Raw genomic sequence first — 16,808 nt, forward strand, 5'->3', positions numbered from 1 at the left:
TGGGCTCTATTGTTGCTGCAGCTCGCAGCGATGGAAATCACGCTTGTGAGTGATAAACCAGAGACGGGTATCGGTAACCATGGAAGGGGATCGGATTGAAAGCCAGTGAGTTACATCAATATCCAGTCAGTGAGACATCGAGCAAAGGTCGGAATACTCAAGTCATGAGCACGGTAAGCCGCGAAGAATTCAATGCCAGGATCGAGACCATTGAAACCAGAATGGATGCTCGAATCGACGGTGTACGCGCAGAAATCCTCGAGTTCCTTGCGATTCAGAGCGAGCGGGACAAGGCGCGAGATCAGACTCAAATTGAACGAGACAAGACTCAAGTTGAAAGAGACAAACGCTACGACCTGATTTCGCAGGAGATGCGAAAAATTTCCCGGGGAGCTGAGGAAGCCGCGAGGCAAGGGGCTACCGTCAAGGCTAATGTCTGGGCAGCCACTGTCGTCCAGTTGCTTGGAATTGTTGCCATCGTCGCAGGGGCCTATTACGCGAATCAAGCCAACATGTATGTCGCGATACAAACCACCCTGGCGGCGGTTCAAGCGGGCAAGGATATACATGCACCGTCACCGCTGGCATTACCCTCACTTACACCACCGCCATAAAAAACGGCCTTCAAAAGAAGGCCGTTTTTTGTGGTCGTCAAGCAACCTCATGGCATCTGCGGCAACTCCTGCGGCCGCAAGTCAAACACCAGCACCTCGGCGTCCACGCCATTGCTCAACGTCAGCGCCTGTTCTTCGCGAACCCGCACGCCGTCACCTTCCTGCAATCGCTGGCCGTTCAGTTCAACGCTGCCGCTCGCCACATGCACGTAGGCGTAACGATTGGCGGGCAGTTCCAGCGTAGCGCTCTCTTTGCCGTCGAACAGCCCGGCGAACACTCGCGCATCCTGGCGTACTTTCAACGAACCGTTGCTGCCGTCAGGCGAAATGATCAATTGCAGCCGACCGCGTTTTTTCTGGGTGCTGAAGTGCTCCTGTTGATAGCGCGGTTTGGCGCCGCTGACTTCCGGCACGATCCAGATTTGCAGGAAGTGCACAGGTTTGGTGGCCGAATGGTTGAACTCACTGTGCGCCACGCCACTGCCGGCGCTCATCAGTTGTACGTCGCCGGGGCGGATTACGGAACCGGTGCCCAGGGTATCTTTATGTTCCAGCGCGCCTTCGAGTACGTAGGAGAAGATCTCCATGTCGCGATGCGGATGCTGGCCGAAACCTTTGCCGGCGGCAACGCGGTCATCGTTGATTACCAGCAGGTCGGAAAAGCCCTGTTCACGCGGATCGCGATAGCTGGCAAAGGAAAAGGTGTGGAACGACTTCAACCAGCCATGATTGGCGAGGCCACGATCGGAGGCTTTGCGAAGAGTCAGCATGATGAAATCTCCTGGCGGGACGTGAATTCGTCCGAGTGAGGAGAAGCTTACTGTTAACCGTTTGAAGCAATAAGTAGATGGAAACTGAAACACTGTCGCGATGAGGTTGACAGTTCTGCTCGCCAGTTCACGCATTCTTTTCCGACGTTCAGCGCTCGCTTGGCCATAATGCTCAGCCTGACTGTTGTGTTTATTTTTTTTGATCAGTGACGTAAACCCATGAAAACCGTGGCAATGGTGTTGTTCCCCGACTTTCTGCTGCTTGATATGGCCGGGCCGATGGAAGTGTTTTCGGTTGCCAATCGTTTCCTCAAGGCAGAATCACATTATCAATTGATCACCCTTGGGACCGAGCGCGGCCCGCTGCGCGCCTCCAATGGCGTATGCGTGCACGCTGACCTGCCTATCGGTGACAACGACGAGCGCTACGACTTGCTGCTGGTGCCGGGTGGCCCGGGTGCCTATAACGAAAAATTCCCGACACTGTTCGCCTGGTTGCCCGGTGCCGTGCAGCGTGCCGAGCGGTATGGCTCGATCTGCACGGGCGCCTTCGTGCTTGGCCATGCCGGATTGCTCGACGGTTACCGCGTGACCACGCACTGGAATTACACCGAACGCCTGATCAAGGGATTCCCGAAAGCCAATGTGACGACCGATCAGATCTACGTCGAAGACCGCAAGCTGATTACCTCGGGCGGCGTTACTGCGGGTATCGATATGGCGTTGGCCTTGGTCGCCCGGGATCATGGCAAGAAACTCGCCCAGGATGTGGCCAAAGTGTTGTTGGTGGTGATGAAGCGCCAAGGCGGTCAAGCCCAGTTCAGTCCGTTGATGGCGGCTGTGGCACCGCAGGAAACCCCCGTCACCCGGGCGCAGAACTATGTGCTGGAACACCTCGATGAGGCGTTCACCGTCGAGCGCATGGCGGGGCTGGCAAATATGAGTGCGCGGCATTTCGCCAGGGTGTTTGCCCGCGACGTCAACATGACGCCGATGGAGTTTCTGCAAAGTGCGCGCATCGACTGCGCACGTAACTTGCTCGAAACCAGCGATCTGCCGCTGAAAACCGTGGCCTATAAAAGCGGTTTCGGCAGCGTGCGGCACATGCGTTCGCTGTTCGCTGAAAAGCTTGGCCTGACGCCTGCGCAGTACCGCGAACAGTTCAGCTAGAGCGGTTCTGTCCGTCCAGAGCACCCGGATGTCCGTGCGGCGTCCTGTGTGGCGGTTGTGCCGTCACCTGAGGCTGCCAAGATAGTTGGCATGGACAATCTCAACGATGTGAACTCGGCGGCGGTGCTGCGTTTCGGCCCTTACGCGTTTCATTTGCGCCAGCGGCTGATCCTCGAAGGGGATCGGCAGTTGCGCATGGGCGGTCGTGCGCTGGATATTCTCCAGGTGCTGGTCGAGCGGGCCGGCCGGGTGGTCAGCAAGGAGCAATTGATTGCTCAGGTCTGGCCGACGTCGGTGGTTGAAGAAATCAACTTGCGCGTGCACATCGCTGCGCTGCGGCGGGCGTTGGGCGATGGTGAGAATGGGCAGCGTTACATCGTCAATGTGCCGCAATGCGGGTATAGCTTTGTCGCCCCGGTGCATTACGACAGCGTGCCGCCAGTAGTCTTCGAACGGCTGCAAGCACCGCAACACAATTTGCCCGCGCGGCTGACCCCGATCACTGGCCGTGATGCGCTGGTTGGCGGTATGGTGCGGCGCCTGCCCCTGTGTCGGTTGATGACGGTGACCGGGCCCGCCGGTGTCGGCAAGACCACCGTGGCGCTGCGCGTGGCAGAACTCCTGCTGCAACATTTTCGTGATGGCGTGTGGTTGGTCGATCTGGCACAGGTCGATGTCGAAACACCTTTGCTGGAGCATCTGCTGCACGCCCTGAATTGCGATTTCGCCACGCTGCGCGCGCGTCATGCATTGCTGGTACTGGACAATTGCGAACACCGGCGCGAGGCCTGCAAGGCAGTGGTCGAGACACTGCTGGACGCCGCGCCGCAACTGACGATTCTTGCCACCAGTCGTGAGGCCTTGCAGGCCAGTCTGGAAACCGTTCAACCGTTGTTACCGCTGACTTTTCCTAACAGTTCGGCTGTCGATTGCGTCGCGCAAGCCATGGGCTATCCGGCGGTGCAGCTATTTGTCAGCCGTGCCCGCGCTCGACAGCATGATTTCAGCTTGCGCGAACAGGATCTGCCCACCGTGCGCGAGATCTGTCGTCAGCTAGACGGCCTGCCGCTGGCGATCGAGCTGGCGGCGGCGCAGATCGACGCATTGGCATTGGTTGGACTGCACTCGCAACTGACCAATGGCCTGCAATTGCTCAACCACGGCCGGCGCACGGCGGTGCCGCGTCATCAATCCATGCAGGCTGCACTCGACTGGAGTTATCAGCGCTTGACCGAGCAGGAGCAGCGCGTGCTGCAACGCTTATCGGTGTTCAAACTGGCCTTCACTTTGGAAGCGGCGCTGGGCGTGATCAGCTGCCCGCAACTGCCTTCGTCGCGACTCACGGCGGTCATCGAGCAGTTGGTACACAAGTCATTGCTGGCGGTGGAGCAGGGCGCTGGCGCGGGCAGATACCGGATGCTCAATACCACCCGGCGTTATGGCCGCGAACAACTTGAGCGCAGCGGTGAAGGCATTGATCTGGAGCGCCGACATGCGCGCTTTATCAGTCGTGTGCGTCATGCATCAAGCGAGTACGGGATCGCGCAACTCGTCGAGTAGCTGGCGCACTTTGCACAGGTCCGGCGTGGCGTAGCCTTCGGTGAAACGTTGGTAGATCGGCGTTAGCAGATCCAGCGCCTCATGATGGCGGGATTGACGTTGCCAGAGCTGGGCGAGCGAGGTGGCGCTGCGCAATTCCCAGGCCAGGGCACCTTGGGTGCGAGCGATGGACAGGGCTTGTTGCAGGATGGCTTCGGCTTCCTGAATATTTGCGGCGTCCAGACGGGCCTCATCGCGGGCAAGCCCGCTCCCACAGGATTTCAGGGTATACCGATATTTCGGGTTCAATATAGATCCACTGTGGGAGCGGGCTTGCCCGCGATGAGGCCCGCCCAGATGATTCAAATCTCCAATCAATAACGCATTCGCCCGAGCCCGCAAAATCTCCGCCGTGCTCCACCCCGCATCACCGGCCAGCGCCCGATTCAGCAAATCATCATCAACAAAGCGCTCATCCAGCGTCACCATGATTTCCCGGACCAGCCCGCTGCCATCCGCCGGTACGGGCATAGCGGCTTCAGCGTCGATCACCTGCGCGTAATGCAGCGCCCAGCGATAAAACAACAGCACCGAATGCTTCTGTGCTTGCTCAAGCAACAGATGCAATAGCGCCCGGGCGTTCTGCTTGTCGCCGTTGTAATGGGCGATCAGGCAACTGGCCAATGCCAGGGTGTAGCAGATCGAGGTGCCGTGATTGATCTGCACGGCAATGTCCAGCGCCTGTCGCGCCGTGCGCCACGCTTGCTCGGGAAATCCTTGCAGCCACAGCACCCGGGCGAGCACGGTCAGCGAGGCGACGCTCTGGTCGTACTGCACGCCAAAACCGTGGGTAAAGCGGTTGAGATGGCCACTGTGCGCCATGCGCTCAAGCACTTGCTCGGCATGAATACGCGCCTGTGGCTGGTCGCCAGCGTAATGCAGGGCCAGCACCCGCAAGCGGTGCGTGCTCAGCGACAGCAACGGGTCGCCATGCAGGCCGAGGCGGTCGAATTGTTCGCTCTGCTCCAGCGCCATCCGGTAATGGCCGCAACTGAGATTGACCGCCAGATGCCCGGATATTGCGCGCAGTTGGCCGGCGATATCCGCGTGGGCGTGGGCCAGTTGGCGGGCGTCGACAAAAGCCTCGATGGTCTCCGGGGTGGCGCCCCAAGTGTGATAACAGGCACTGCCCAGAGCCAGTTTCAAAGCGATTTTCAGGTGTGGGCAGGGGTCGTCGAGTTCATCCAGCAAATGCAACGCCCGGCGCACGTAGCCGCCGTATTCCTTGAGTAGCGACAACTCTTGCCACAACGGCGCCGAGGCCGCGGTCAGCTGAATGCCCAGATCATCCGCCCCGTCTCTGGCCAGGCTCCACTCCAGCGCTGCGCGCAAATCCTCCAGACCTCGGGCATAGCGCTCGATCCACAACGTAGTGGGAGTGTTTTCCCAGTGCGATTGCGCCTGCTGCATCAGGGTCAGGCAACGTTCGGCGTGGCGCTGGCGGGTCTCATCGAGTTCAGCCGCGACATCGAGTTTTTCCAGGGCATAGCGGCGTGTCGTATCGAGCAGGCGATAGAACACCTCTTCATCACCCACCTCGACACTGAGCAGGGATTTGGCCACCAATTGCGTGATCGAGGCGAACACCGCAGCGGGGTCGATCTGCTGACCGACGATGACGGCCGCCGCCGACTCCAGAGTAAACCCGCCGCGAAACACACCGAGTCGACGCAAGCAGGTTTGCTCGCAGCGATCGAGCAGGTTGAAACTCCAGTCCAGCGTGGCGCGCAAAGTCAGATGGCGCTCGGCGCTACTCTGGTTACCCGCCGCCAAGGGTGGCAAGCGGCCCTGCAACTGCGTCAGCAAGCCGTCCAGCCCCAGTTCGGCGACTTGCGCTGCTGCCAGTTCCAGCGCCAGTGGGATACCGTCCAGTCGGTGGCAAATCTCGATGGCTTGCGGCAACTGGGCGTCGCTCAACTCGAAACTTTCCTGCGCGGCCATCGCCCGTTCGACAAACAGCTGCAAGGCGGAAAAGCCCAGCGCCTCGGTCCGATCCAGTTCACCAGGCAACGGTGGGTAGTCGAGGGATTCCAGACGCTGCACGAATTCGCCTTCCGCGCGCAGGCTTTCGCGGCTGGTGGCAAGAATATGCACCTGCGCGGCGCCGCGCAGGATGCTTTCACTGAGCGCTGCAACGGCGTCGATCAGGTGTTCGCAGTTGTCGAGCACCAGCAGCATCTGGCGCTCGCGCAAACCATTGACCAGACACACCAGCGGATCGCCTTCGAGCAGTGACAGGTCCAGCAGCGCTGCCAGATGCGAGCAAATCAGCTGTGGGTCGTTGAGCGGCGCCAGATCCACCAGCCGAATGCCGTCGCGATAATGCCCGATCAACTGTTCCGCCACGCGCAAGGCCACCGTGGTTTTACCGATGCCTCCGGGGCCGACCAGGGTGATGCAGCGTCGGCGCGGCAGTTGCGTCATCAACTGGTCGACCAGCGGCTGACGGCCAATCATTCGCGTGCGCCGCAGGGGCAGATTGTGCCGGCCGACGGCATCGCCCGCCGGTCGCTGCTCGATAGACTCGTGCAGGATCGGCGCGACAAAACTGTAACCGCGTTGCGCCACGGTCACGATATAGCGCTGGCCTGCCTGACCGTCGCCCAAGGCCTTGCGCAGCGCTGCCATGTGCACGCGCAGATTGATGTCTTCGACGACGCTGTCCGGCCAGACTGTGGCCATCAAGTGCTGCTTGCTCACCACCTCGCCGGCGTGGCCCAGCAGAGTCAGGAGAATGTCCATCGCTCGCCGACCCAGGCGCAATGGCTGATCGCCCTCGAGCAGCAGCCGTTGCCCGGGATGAATCCGATAGGGGCCGAAACCGAGGGCCTGATTCGGGGGAAGACTCAACAACTCACTCCTGCGGTGCTGCGACGGGCATGCCGGAACAGGGCTTGGCATACGCGCAGGCCGTCTATTCCGGAGTGTCCGGGCATAATCCTCAGGTTTGAGCGTCAGTGCAACGGGCAAGGCAGGCGTCAAGATCAAAACGTGGTGGGTTGTGGGCGCTGGTTTTTCAGTTCACGCATGGCCTGACAGCGCCAGGCAAAAGGGTTGATGCCTTCGCTGCGGGTGAACATATGGCAGAAATGCGCCTGATCGCAGAAACCGCATTCCAGGCTGATTTGCGTCAGACTCAGGCCAGTGTGCTGGATCAGCAGTTTGGCGCGGGCGATGCGTTGGGTGCGGATCCAGTCTTGCGGCGAGAGCCCGGTGCTGCACTTGAATGCCCGGGAGAAGTGGCTGCGTGACAGTGAGCAGGCTTGCGCCAGTTCGGTGACTTCCAGGCTTTCGCCGAGGCGTTCGAGGATGAGTTGCTTGACGCGTCGTTCGCGTTGCGGGCTGAGTCCGCCGATCCCGCTTTTGCGCGGTTCGCTGGCAGGGGCGAGGGCGACGGTGGGGTGTAATTGAGCCATGGCCAATGTCCGTGTCGGTGGGGAAGGCACGGTCAGCGCTCTCCCTCAATCAAAAAAACAACGCTGCGCAGAGGCATTCATTGTTGAGTGGGGCGCTGTGACTGACGAGTTAATCGTTGTTAATTTCGCGCTGGCGCGGCGTTTACAGCGCCATTGATCGGGTAAAGTGCGTAGCACTTGCGTGTGGCTGGCCATAGAAGGAAACCGAGCCGATGAACCGTAACGATCTGCGTCGCGTCGACATGAACCTGTTGGTGATTTTCGAAGCGCTGATGTTCGAAAAGAACCTGACCCGCGTCGCCGAAAAACTGTTCATGGGCCAACCGGCGGTGAGTGCGGCGCTCGGGCGTCTGCGTGATCTGTTCGATGATCCGTTGCTGCTGCGCAACGGTCGCGGCATGGAACCGACCGCCCGCGCTCTGGCGATCCTCAAGGAACTGCAACCGGCGATGGATGTGATTTCCGGGGCCGTCAGTCGCGCCAAAGAGTTCGAACCGTCGAGCAGTTGCGACGTGTTCCGTATCGGTCTGTCGGACGATGCCGAGTTCGGTCTGTTTCCACCGCTGTTGCGCCAGTTGCAGCAAGAGGCGCCGGGCATCGTCGTGGTGGTGCGGCGTGCCAATTACCTGCTGATGCCGGCCCTGCTGGCCTCCGGAGAAATCTCCGTCGGCGTCAGCTACACCACGGATCTGCCCGCCAACGCCAAACGCAAGAAACTGCGCGACATTCCCTGCAAAGTCCTGCGCGGCGATGATCGCCCGGGGCCGCTGACTCTGGACGAGTATTGCGAGCGGCCGCACGCAATGGTGTCGTTCTCTGGCGACTTGAGCGGCAATATCGACCTCGACCTGGCCAAGCTTGGCCGCTCGCGCCGTGTGGTTCTTGGCGTGCCGCAGTTCAGCGGCTTGCGTGCCTTGCTCGCTGGCACCGAAATGATCGCCACCGTGCCGGATTACGCCGCGTGTGCATTGGTCGAGGGCTGTGGCCTGCGCGCCGAAGACCCGCCGTTCCCGATTGATGCCGCGCAATTGTCGATGGCCTGGAGCGGTGTGCACGACAACGATCCGGCCGAAAAATGGCTCAGGGCGCAGATCAGCCAGTTCATGTCGGCAGCGCTGGACATCCCCTCAATCTGAAACAACCCCAAACCCTGTAGGAGCTGCCGAAGGCTGCGATCTTTTGACTTTGGTTTGAAAAAAAAGATCAAAAGATCGCAGCCTGCGGCAGCTCCTACAGGAGTTGTCGAAAGTGAGCACACCCATCCAATTTCCTCGCGCCCGGCATCGGCATTATTCAGGCCAATGACATTTCAAGGGTCGGGTCATGAACGCTTCACAATGCGATGAACGGGCGGGCGACGTCGGTTTGCTGTTCCTGCGGGTCAGCGGCGGGTTGTTTCTGCTTTGCGTGCACGGCATGCCCAAGTTGCTCGACTTCACAGCGCAACTGCAACTGATCGAAGACCCGTTCCACCTCGGTGCCCACCTCACATTGATCCTGGCGATCTTCGCCGAAGTCCTCTGTCCGCTACTGATCGTCGCCGGGGTGCTGGCGCGATTGGCCTGCTTGCCTATTCTCTTTGTGCTACTGGTGGCCTTGCTGATCGTGCATCCGCAATGGTCTGTGGCCGAGGGGCAGTTCGGTTGGCTGCTGTTAATCCTCTTTACCACTGTATTCATCGCCGGGCCCGGACGGCTGGCGCTCAATACTCGTTTGCCCGGAGTGCTGCGTTATGCCTGAAGTCCTGAGTCCAACAGCACCGGGGGCCGGTGAGACCGTCACGCTGATCGTCAAGCACCGGGTCAAGGCCGGGTTTGAAAAGCCCTATGAAGCCTGGCTGCGCAATATTGTCCGGGTGGCGGGGCTGCGCGAAGGGCATCTGGGCGTTGACGTTGTGCGCGGCAAGCTGGCGGGACTCGACGCATACACCTGCGTTTTGCGTTTTAGTTCGACCGAAGCCATGCAAACGTGGCTGGAGTCGCCGCAGCGCCAGGCGCTGGTCGACGAAGCCGCGCCAATGCTGGCCGATGGCGACCAGACCGAAGTCGCCCCAATCAACGAATTCTGGTTCGCCCCGCTGGCCGATGCCGCCACGCCGCCGCCGCGCTGGAAGCAGGCCGTGATCACGCTGTTGGTGATTTTTCCGCACACCCTGCTGGTGCCGCTGATCTGGGGGCCGCTACTCGGGTTGCATCCACTGCTTTCCAACTACGTGGTCGCCACGTTCCTGATCACCCTGACCATCGTGCTGTCGGTGGTCTACGTATTCATGCCCCCCGTGACCCGTTTGTTCGCGCCCTGGCTGGAAGCCGGTCAGGCCCATGCCCACGTCGACCCCACAGAACACCCGTCACGCTGAAGCCCATTCATTTTTTGTCGAAGGAACTGCGATGAGCGCCGATCTGATTCTGTTCAATGGCCAATTTCATACCGTAGACCGCACTAAGCCGCTGGCCAGCGCGGTGGCGATCAAGGACGGCCGCTTCGTGGTCGTTGGTAACGACACGCAAGCCATGGCCTTGCGCGGTCCGGGCACGCAAGTCGTCGATTTGCACGGCCGCTGCGTCATTCCCGGGCTCAACGACTCGCACTTGCACCTGATTCGTGGCGGTTTGAACTACAACCTCGAACTGCGCTGGGAAGGCGTGCCATCGCTGGCCGATGCCTTGCGCATGCTCAAGGAGCAAGCCGACCGCACGCCGACCCCGCAATGGGTGCGCGTGGTGGGGGGCTGGAACGAATTCCAGTTCGCCGAAAAACGCATGCCGACCCTCGAAGAGATCAATCAGGCCGCGCCGGACACCCCGGTGTTTATCCTGCATTTGTACGACCGCGCGCTACTCAACCGCGCCGCATTGCGCGTGGCCGGCTACACCCGTGACACGCCGAACCCGCCGGGTGGTGAGATCGTGCGCGATGCCAACGGCAACCCGACCGGCATGCTGGTGGCCAAACCCAACGCAATGATTCTGTACTCGACGCTGGCCAAGGGGCCGAAGCTGCCGCTGGAATATCAGGTCAACTCGACGCGTCAGTTCATGCGCGAACTCAATCGCCTCGGCCTGACCAGTGCGATCGATGCTGGCGGCGGTTTCCAGAATTATCCGGACGATTATCAGGTGATCGAACAACTGGCCAAGGACGACCAGTTGACCGTGCGCATCGCCTACAACCTGTTCACCCAAAAGCCGAAAGAAGAGCTGACCGATTTCCAGAACTGGACCGGCAGCGTCAAGTTGCATCAGGGCGACGACTTCCTGCGGCACAACGGCGCCGGCGAAATGCTGGTGTTCTCGGCGGCGGACTTCGAAGATTTCCTCGAGCCACGCCCGGACCTGCCGCAGACCATGGAGCAGGAATTGGAGCCGGTGGTGCGCCACCTCGTCGAACAGCGTTGGCCGTTCCGCTTGCACGCCACTTACAACGAATCCATCAGCCGCATGCTCGACGTGTTCGAGAAGGTCAACCGTGACATTCCGTTCAACGGTTTGCCGTGGTTCTTCGACCATGCCGAAACCATCACCCCGCAGAACATCGAACGGGTCAAAGCGCTGGGCGGCGGTATCGCGATTCAGGATCGTATGGCGTTCCAGGGCGAGTATTTCGTCGACCGTTACGGTGCAAAAGCCGCCGAAGCCACGCCACCCATCAAGCGCATGCTGGCCGAAGGCGTGCCGGTCGGCGCCGGCACCGACGCCACGCGGGTGTCCAGCTACAACCCGTGGACCTCGCTGTACTGGATGGTCAGCGGTCGCACCGTCGGTGGGCTGGCGCTGTACGAAGAAGGTTTGCCACGCACCACCGCGCTGGAATTGTTCACCCACGGCAGCGCCTGGTTCTCCTCCGAACAGGGCAAGAAGGGCCAGATCAAGGTCGGGCAACTGGCGGATCTGGCGGCGTTGAGTGCGGACTTCTTCCACGTCGAGGAAGAGGCGATCAAGTGGATTGAGTCGGTGCTGACCGTGGTTGGCGGCAAGATCGTCTACGCCTCTGGCGATTTTCAGGACCTCGGGCCGGCCAGCGTGCCGGTGCTGCCGGACTGGTCGCCCGTGGTCAAAGTCCCGGGCCACTGGCGGCCGAATTCTCCGTTGCAGGCGCAAGTGCACCAGTGCAGCGGCCCCTGTGGCGTGCACTCGCACAGCCATGAAAAAGCGCGTTTGTCGAATGCGCCGGTCAGTGACTTCGCCGGTTTCTGGGGCGCGTTCGGTTGCTCCTGCTTCGCCTTCTGATCTCTTTCAAAAGCGTCGGCCATGCGGTCGACGCTTCACGCAACATCCATCCGTCCATCAAGGAGTTTCCCCATGAGCGTTCCTTACACACGTTTGAACAAAGACGATGCGGTTGTGCTGTTGGTCGATCATCAGACCGGCCTGATCTCGCTGGTGCAGGATTTTTCGCCGAACGAGTTCAAGAACAACGTGCTGGCGCTGGGCGACATCGCCAAGTTCTTCAAACTGCCGACCATCCTCACCACCAGCTTCGACGCCGGCCCCAACGGCCCGATCGTGCCTGAGCTGCTGGAGCAATTTCCGGACGCGCCGTTCATTCAACGTCCAGGCCAGATCAACGCCTGGGACAACGAAGATTTCGTCAAGGCGATCAAGGCAACCGGTCGCAAGCAACTGATCATCGCCGGTGTGGTGACTGACGTGTGCGTGGCATTCCCGACCCTGTCGGCGATTGCTGAAGGCTTTGAAGTGTTCGTGGTAACCGACTCTTCCGGCACCTTCAACACCACCGTGCAGCAAGCAGCGTGGGCGCGGATGTCGGCGGCCGGTGCGCAACTGATGAACTGGTTCTCCGTGGCGTGCGAGTTGCAGGGTGACTGGCGCAACGACATGGAAGGCCTGGCGAATCTGCTGTCGAATCGCCTGCCGAACTATCGCAACCTGATCAACAGCTATACCAAGTTCACCGCTAAGTAAGATCAAAAGATCGCAGCCTGCGGCAGCTCCTACAGGGGGAACGCAGTCCAATGTAGGAGCTGCCGCAGGCTGCGATCTTTTGCTTTAACGCTTCTGCAACCAGCCCAGAAACCCACCTTTTCTGACCGGTGCCGCGTTGGCCAACAACGCCAGTTGACTGCTCTGCTGCCGTACGGCCTGCAATTTGTTCAGCGCCGTCCCCACCTCTCTGCGCTTTTCCATGCACTGGCGCGTGAGGGTCTTGTCGAGACGGTAGATGATCGAAGACGTCATCGCGGTAAACGTCGCCTGCGAAGGCGTGTCCGCCAGAATGCTTTGCTCACCCATGACCTCGCTCGGCCCCATGCGCCCGGCTTCAGTCTGGTCAGCGCCATCCGGCACCGTCGCGCTGACCACGCCGGTAGCAATCACAAACAGACTGTCCGGCACTTCATTCAAATCAAGCACGACCTGGCCGGCGCTGTACTGCTGCGCGACCATCGATTCTGCCAGTCGGTCGCGTTCATCAGGACTCAGCGAACGGAAGATCTTCACTTCATCGAGCAATGCACGGGCGCGGGTCGTAGGCTCGATCACGCCGTCCGGATGCCGCGAAATTCCGGCAGCCTCAAGATGCCGATGAGCAAGGTCGAACAGTTGATTGCGCACTTCGCTTTTCTTGCCCAGCTCGGCAATAAAACCGCTGGCCACGTATTCGGACATTTCCTCACCGGCTTCTTTCAACACCACTTTCGGCGCCGGCGACAACAGCAGGCTGCTGCTGCCTTGCAGCGTGCGATCAAGGGCATCCAGTACGCGGCGCGGGCGAATGTGGTTGGGGACTTTGATGCTGATCGACACACCGTGCATGTTGTTCGGGCGACTGAGGTTGACGATCTTGGCCTTGGCCGCCACCGAGTTCGGCACCACGGCCATGGTGCCGGCACTGGTCAGCAAGTGCGTGGCGCGCCAGTCGATGTCGAGCACCTTGCCCTCGACGCCGTCGATCACCACGAAGTCGTCGACTTGATACGGTTTTGTGGTGTTGAGCACGATCCCGCTGAACACATCAGCCAAGGTGCTTTGCAGCGCCAGACCGACGACGATGGCGACCACACCGGAGGTTGCGAGCAAGCCTTTGACCGGCAACTCCAGCACGTAACCCGCCGCCGCGACAATCGCGACCAGAAACACCAGCGCACCGATCACGTCCTGCAACAAGCGACCGCTGTGGCCGATGCGGCGCATCAGCGCCAGGCCGATCACCTCCGTCAGCACTCGCGCCGCATACAGCCACCAGAGAATGCCCAACGCCGTCGCCCCGAGCTGCGCCACCCGGTCATCGACGAACAGCGGCGCCTGCAAAGGGCTGACACCGGCATTGATGACCAGCGCGCTAAACCCCAGGAACAGCGCCAGCCGCACCCCGACCCGTGGCGCACGATGGGTAAATGGCGTGAAGTGCCAGAGCACGGCGTCAACCACCAGCAGCAGGGCACTCCAGGACAGCAGGTGGGCGAAGAGGAAGGACATTGGGCATTCTCCGAGGCGGATGGGAGTCTGAGGCGAGGAAGCTTCAAGATCAGGCACAAAAAACGCAGCCCCGGCACGTCCCCTGTAGGAGCTGCCGCAGGCTGCGATCTTTTGCCGTCAAGGCTGCAAGTGAGTCTTGAGTTCAGCCGCCGCCTGACGCACCGCCGCCTTCACCTCAGGAATCTGACTCAGCGGATTGAGCAAACCAAAGTCATGAATCATCCCGTTGTAGCGCACCGACGTCACCGGCACGCCGGCCGCGTCGAGGTGCCGCGCATAACCTTCGCCTTCGTCACGCAGCACGTCGAACTCGGCGGTCTGCACCAGTGCGGCGGGCAGGCCTTTGAGCTGTTCAGTGCTGGCGTTGAGTGGCGAGGCATGGATCTGGGCGCGCTCGGCCGGGTTAGTGGTGTAGTTGTCCCAGAACCACTGCATCATGCCTTTGGTGAGGAAGTGGCCCTCGGCAAATTGCTGGTACGAGCCGTCGTCGAATTGCGCGTTGGTCACTGGCCACATCAACAACTGGAAGCGCAGGGCCGGGGTTTTCTGTTCCTTGGCCATCAGCGCGACGACCGCCGCCATGTTGCCGCCGACGCTGTTGCCGGCCACCGCCAGGCGCTTGCCGTCGACGCCGATGTCCTTGCCGTGCTCGGCCACCCATTTTGTGGCGGCGTAAGCCTGGTTGATCGCGGTCGGGTACTGCGCTTCCGGCGACGGCGTGTAATCGACGTACACCGCTACCGCGCCAGAACCCACAACCAGATCACGGATCAGGCGTTGGTGAGTCGGGTAGTCGCCCAGCACCCAGCCGCCGCCGTGGAAGAACATGAATACCGGCAGTTCACCTTTGACCTTGGCCGGACGCACCACTTTCAGGTTGATGGTCTGGCCATCGACCTTGATCGCCTTGTCGCTGACTTCAACACCGGACAGGTCCACTTTCACCGAAGCCTGCGCACCGGTCAGCACTGCACGGGCGTCTTTCGGGCTGAGTTGCTCCAGCGGTTTGCCACCCCCAGCGGCGAGGGCGTCGAGGAAAGCTTGGGTGTTGTGCTCGACACCGCTGGTCTCGGCGGCGAAAGCGTTGCCGATGGACAGGGCGAGGAGGGTAGCGGTCAGCGTCTTTTTAATGATCATGTTCAATTCCTTTTTCAAGTGTGTTCGCGATTGGCTCGTAGGTTGGTTTCAACACCGTGGACACAGATTAATAGGGTGCCGTGAAGTGAAAAAGCGGCTATAAAGCGTTTAACTGTCCACCAGAGAGTGACAATGAACCCGTTTGAAGACATGCGTATTTTTTGCCAGGTCATGGACTCCGGCAGCTTCACCGCGGCGGCCGATCAGTTGGGCCTGTCCAAGCAATTCGTCAGCCGCCGCTTGATGCAACTCGAAGACCGCCTCGGCGTGCGTTTGCTCAATCGCTCGACCCGCCGCCTCGACGTTACGCCGCTGGGCCAGAGCTATTACGAATCGGCGCTGCGCCTGCTCGGCGAAGTCGAACAGGTCGAACAAGGCATCGCCGGGCAGACTGCCGAGCCTCGCGGCACGATTCGTCTGAGCGCGCCGTTGTCTTTTGCCGTGGCGCATCTCGGTTGCTTGCTGCCGGTGTTTTTGCAGCGCTACCGCGAGGTCACGGTGGAAGTGGATTTGAGCGACCGTCCGGTGGATCTGCTCGGCGAAGGTTACGACCTGGCGCTGCGCATCGGTGTGCTGGAAGACTCGACGCTGATCGCTCGCCGTATCGCCAGCATCGAACGGGTGTACTGTGCCAGCCCCGCGTATCTGGCCGAACGCGGCACGCCACTCAAACCGGAAGATCTGCTCGGGCATGACTGCTTGCCGTATGGCCATGGGCGTTCAGTGCAGTGGCGGTTCAACGCGGGGCAGGGCAAACCGCTGCTGGTGAATGTCGCCGGGCGCATGCGCGTCAACAACGGTGAGTTGCTCAGGGATGCGGCGGTGCAGGGGATGGGGATTACCTATCTGCCGACGTTTATTGTTGGCGCGGCGTTGAAAGAGGGGCGATTGGTGGCGGTGCTGGATGATCTGCGGCCAGAGCCGCTGACCTTGTCGGCGGTCTACCCGCAGCACCGTCAGGCCTCACGCCCGGTGCAGGCGTTGGTCGAGTTTCTGCGGGAACGGTTGAATCAGAGCAACGTCGCCCTTTAAGCCGTACGCAAATCAACTGTAGGAGCTGCCGCAGGCTGCGATCCTTTGATCTGGTCTTTAAAAACAAGATCAAAAGATCGCAGCCTGCGGCAGCTCCTACAGGGATTGCGGTGTTTTCAGGATGGTTTAGTTAGTGCGTTTGTCATCGCCTGGTTCGCCACCGACATGCACGCCGCGATCGTCCCCGACCTCACCGGCACGGTGTACACCATGATCGTCGCCTGGCTCTGAGTGGGTGCCGCTGCGTCCCGAGGAGGATGCGGAACTGCCGGAGTGTCCGGCGCCCTGACCACCGCTGTCACCGCGGCCACTGTGACCGCCGCCGTCGCCATGGCCGCTGCCTCCACTGCCGCCATGTCCACCACCGTTACCTCCGCTGCCGCCACCGCTCCCTCCATGACCGCCGCCGCTGCCGCCACCACCGCTCCCTCCATGGCCACCGCCACCGCCGCCACTTCCGCCTTCCTTCGCCTGAACACTGGAAATGCCCGACAGGCTGTCTGGAATCATTACCGTAGACGCCGACAGAACCGCGCCGATGGCCATCGCGAGCATGAGCTTTTTAATGTGCATATCGTTCTCCGTTTTGTTGTCTGGGGTGGGAACGTGGATGTGCTTTGTTGCGATTGATCC

At 60.7% G+C, this 16,808-nt stretch carries 15 protein-coding genes; 9 read left to right on the forward strand and 6 right to left on the reverse strand.

Features of this window, described 5'->3' with window-relative positions; genetic code table 11:
- The first annotated feature begins 164 nt into the window (after window positions 1-164).
- The gene (locus ICA16_RS23210; protein WP_210701722.1) at window positions 165-614 is read left to right on the forward strand and encodes a hypothetical protein; all 450 of its coding nucleotides are present in this window, start codon (window positions 165-167) and stop codon (window positions 612-614) included.
- Window positions 615-661: 47 nt separating this feature from the next.
- Here the strand turns inward: ICA16_RS23210 and ICA16_RS23215 are convergent, their stop codons facing one another.
- On the reverse strand, window positions 662-1,384 hold the full coding sequence (locus ICA16_RS23215; protein WP_150616564.1) for a pirin family protein: 723 nt from the start codon (window positions 1,382-1,384) through the stop codon (window positions 662-664).
- 219 nt (window positions 1,385-1,603) lie between these two features.
- Here ICA16_RS23215 and ICA16_RS23220 point away from each other — a divergent pair, with 219 nt between their 5' ends.
- Both ICA16_RS23220 and ICA16_RS23225 read left to right on the forward strand, forming a co-directional pair.
- Entirely contained in the window at window positions 1,604-2,554 is a 951-nt protein-coding gene (locus ICA16_RS23220) for a GlxA family transcriptional regulator (RefSeq protein ID WP_210701723.1), read from the forward strand.
- Between the two features lie 90 nt (window positions 2,555-2,644).
- A complete protein-coding gene (locus ICA16_RS23225; protein ID WP_210701724.1) occupies window positions 2,645-4,114 on the forward strand; it encodes an ATP-binding protein in 1,470 nt (489 codons plus the stop codon).
- Here the strand turns inward: ICA16_RS23225 and ICA16_RS23230 are convergent.
- The gene (locus ICA16_RS23230) at window positions 4,079-7,003 is read right to left on the reverse strand and encodes an ATP-binding protein (protein WP_210701725.1); all 2,925 of its coding nucleotides are present in this window, start codon (window positions 7,001-7,003) and stop codon (window positions 4,079-4,081) included. The genes ICA16_RS23225 and ICA16_RS23230 overlap by 36 nt on opposite strands.
- Before the next feature lie 134 nt (window positions 7,004-7,137).
- Window positions 7,138-7,569 (reverse strand): helix-turn-helix domain-containing protein, encoded by a 432-nt coding sequence (locus ICA16_RS23235; protein WP_210555518.1) that lies wholly within the window; start codon window positions 7,567-7,569, stop codon window positions 7,138-7,140.
- A 212-nt stretch (window positions 7,570-7,781) separates the two neighbouring features.
- Here ICA16_RS23235 and ICA16_RS23240 point away from each other — a divergent pair, with 212 nt between their 5' ends.
- The 5 genes from ICA16_RS23240 (at window position 7,782) to ycaC (ending at window position 12,494) form a co-directional block, all read left to right on the forward strand.
- Complete coding sequence (locus ICA16_RS23240; RefSeq protein WP_150616559.1) at window positions 7,782-8,705, forward strand: LysR family transcriptional regulator; 924 nt, start codon at window positions 7,782-7,784, stop codon at window positions 8,703-8,705.
- Between the two features lie 187 nt (window positions 8,706-8,892).
- Window positions 8,893-9,309 carry a DoxX family protein gene (locus ICA16_RS23245; RefSeq protein WP_150616558.1) on the forward strand — a complete coding sequence of 139 codons (417 nt, stop codon included), beginning with the start codon at window positions 8,893-8,895 and terminating at the stop codon, window positions 9,307-9,309.
- Window positions 9,302-9,928, forward strand: coding sequence for an antibiotic biosynthesis monooxygenase (locus ICA16_RS23250; RefSeq protein WP_210701726.1), 627 nt, complete (start codon window positions 9,302-9,304; stop codon window positions 9,926-9,928). The genes ICA16_RS23245 and ICA16_RS23250 overlap by 8 nt, the downstream gene beginning before the upstream one ends.
- A 31-nt stretch (window positions 9,929-9,959) precedes the next feature.
- Window positions 9,960-11,798 carry an amidohydrolase gene (locus ICA16_RS23255; RefSeq protein ID WP_210701727.1) on the forward strand — a complete coding sequence of 613 codons (1,839 nt, stop codon included), beginning with the start codon at window positions 9,960-9,962 and terminating at the stop codon, window positions 11,796-11,798.
- Between the two features lie 72 nt (window positions 11,799-11,870).
- Complete coding sequence (ycaC, locus tag ICA16_RS23260) at window positions 11,871-12,494, forward strand: isochorismate family cysteine hydrolase YcaC (RefSeq protein ID WP_042558727.1); 624 nt, start codon at window positions 11,871-11,873, stop codon at window positions 12,492-12,494.
- A gap of 84 nt (window positions 12,495-12,578) precedes the next feature.
- Here the strand turns inward: ycaC and ICA16_RS23265 are convergent, their stop codons facing one another.
- Window positions 12,579-14,006, reverse strand: coding sequence for a mechanosensitive ion channel family protein (locus ICA16_RS23265; RefSeq protein ID WP_210701728.1), 1,428 nt, complete (start codon window positions 14,004-14,006; stop codon window positions 12,579-12,581).
- 117 nt (window positions 14,007-14,123) lie between these two features.
- Complete coding sequence (locus ICA16_RS23270) at window positions 14,124-15,143, reverse strand: alpha/beta hydrolase (RefSeq protein WP_210701729.1); 1,020 nt, start codon at window positions 15,141-15,143, stop codon at window positions 14,124-14,126.
- A gap of 132 nt (window positions 15,144-15,275) precedes the next feature.
- Here ICA16_RS23270 and ICA16_RS23275 point away from each other — a divergent pair, with 132 nt between their 5' ends.
- Window positions 15,276-16,175 (forward strand): LysR family transcriptional regulator, encoded by a 900-nt coding sequence (locus ICA16_RS23275; protein ID WP_210701730.1) that lies wholly within the window; start codon window positions 15,276-15,278, stop codon window positions 16,173-16,175.
- 126 nt (window positions 16,176-16,301) lie between these two features.
- Here the strand turns inward: ICA16_RS23275 and ICA16_RS23280 are convergent, their stop codons facing one another.
- Window positions 16,302-16,748, reverse strand: a complete 447-nt coding sequence (locus ICA16_RS23280; protein ID WP_210701731.1) for a hypothetical protein — start codon at window positions 16,746-16,748, stop codon at window positions 16,302-16,304.
- Window positions 16,749-16,808 lie beyond the last annotated feature (60 nt).

Origin of the sequence: Pseudomonas anatoliensis, from assembly GCF_017976235.1 — a bacterium.
Taxonomy (GTDB): Bacteria; Pseudomonadota; Gammaproteobacteria; order Pseudomonadales; family Pseudomonadaceae; genus Aquipseudomonas; species Aquipseudomonas anatoliensis.

Excerpts from the sequence above, each read along its gene's own strand:
- ICA16_RS23245 (WP_150616558.1), top strand. The coding sequence starts at position 8,893 with ATGAACGCTTCACAATGCGATGAACGGGCGGGCGACGTCGGTTTGCTG.
- ICA16_RS23280 (WP_210701731.1), bottom strand. The coding sequence starts at position 16,748 with ATGCACATTAAAAAGCTCATGCTCGCGATGGCCATCGGCGCGGTTCTG.
- ICA16_RS23225 (WP_210701724.1), top strand. The coding sequence starts at position 2,645 with ATGGACAATCTCAACGATGTGAACTCGGCGGCGGTGCTGCGTTTCGGC.
- ICA16_RS23220 (WP_210701723.1), top strand. The coding sequence starts at position 1,604 with ATGAAAACCGTGGCAATGGTGTTGTTCCCCGACTTTCTGCTGCTTGAT.
- ICA16_RS23270 (WP_210701729.1), bottom strand. The coding sequence starts at position 15,143 with ATGATCATTAAAAAGACGCTGACCGCTACCCTCCTCGCCCTGTCCATC.
- ICA16_RS23265 (WP_210701728.1), bottom strand. The coding sequence starts at position 14,006 with ATGTCCTTCCTCTTCGCCCACCTGCTGTCCTGGAGTGCCCTGCTGCTG.
- ycaC (WP_042558727.1), top strand. The coding sequence starts at position 11,871 with ATGAGCGTTCCTTACACACGTTTGAACAAAGACGATGCGGTTGTGCTG.
- ICA16_RS23235 (WP_210555518.1), bottom strand. The coding sequence starts at position 7,569 with ATGGCTCAATTACACCCCACCGTCGCCCTCGCCCCTGCCAGCGAACCG.
- ICA16_RS23215 (WP_150616564.1), bottom strand. The coding sequence starts at position 1,384 with ATGCTGACTCTTCGCAAAGCCTCCGATCGTGGCCTCGCCAATCATGGC.
- ICA16_RS23240 (WP_150616559.1), top strand. The coding sequence starts at position 7,782 with ATGAACCGTAACGATCTGCGTCGCGTCGACATGAACCTGTTGGTGATT.
- ICA16_RS23255 (WP_210701727.1), top strand. The coding sequence starts at position 9,960 with ATGAGCGCCGATCTGATTCTGTTCAATGGCCAATTTCATACCGTAGAC.
- ICA16_RS23275 (WP_210701730.1), top strand. The coding sequence starts at position 15,276 with ATGAACCCGTTTGAAGACATGCGTATTTTTTGCCAGGTCATGGACTCC.
- ICA16_RS23250 (WP_210701726.1), top strand. The coding sequence starts at position 9,302 with ATGCCTGAAGTCCTGAGTCCAACAGCACCGGGGGCCGGTGAGACCGTC.
- ICA16_RS23210 (WP_210701722.1), top strand. The coding sequence starts at position 165 with ATGAGCACGGTAAGCCGCGAAGAATTCAATGCCAGGATCGAGACCATT.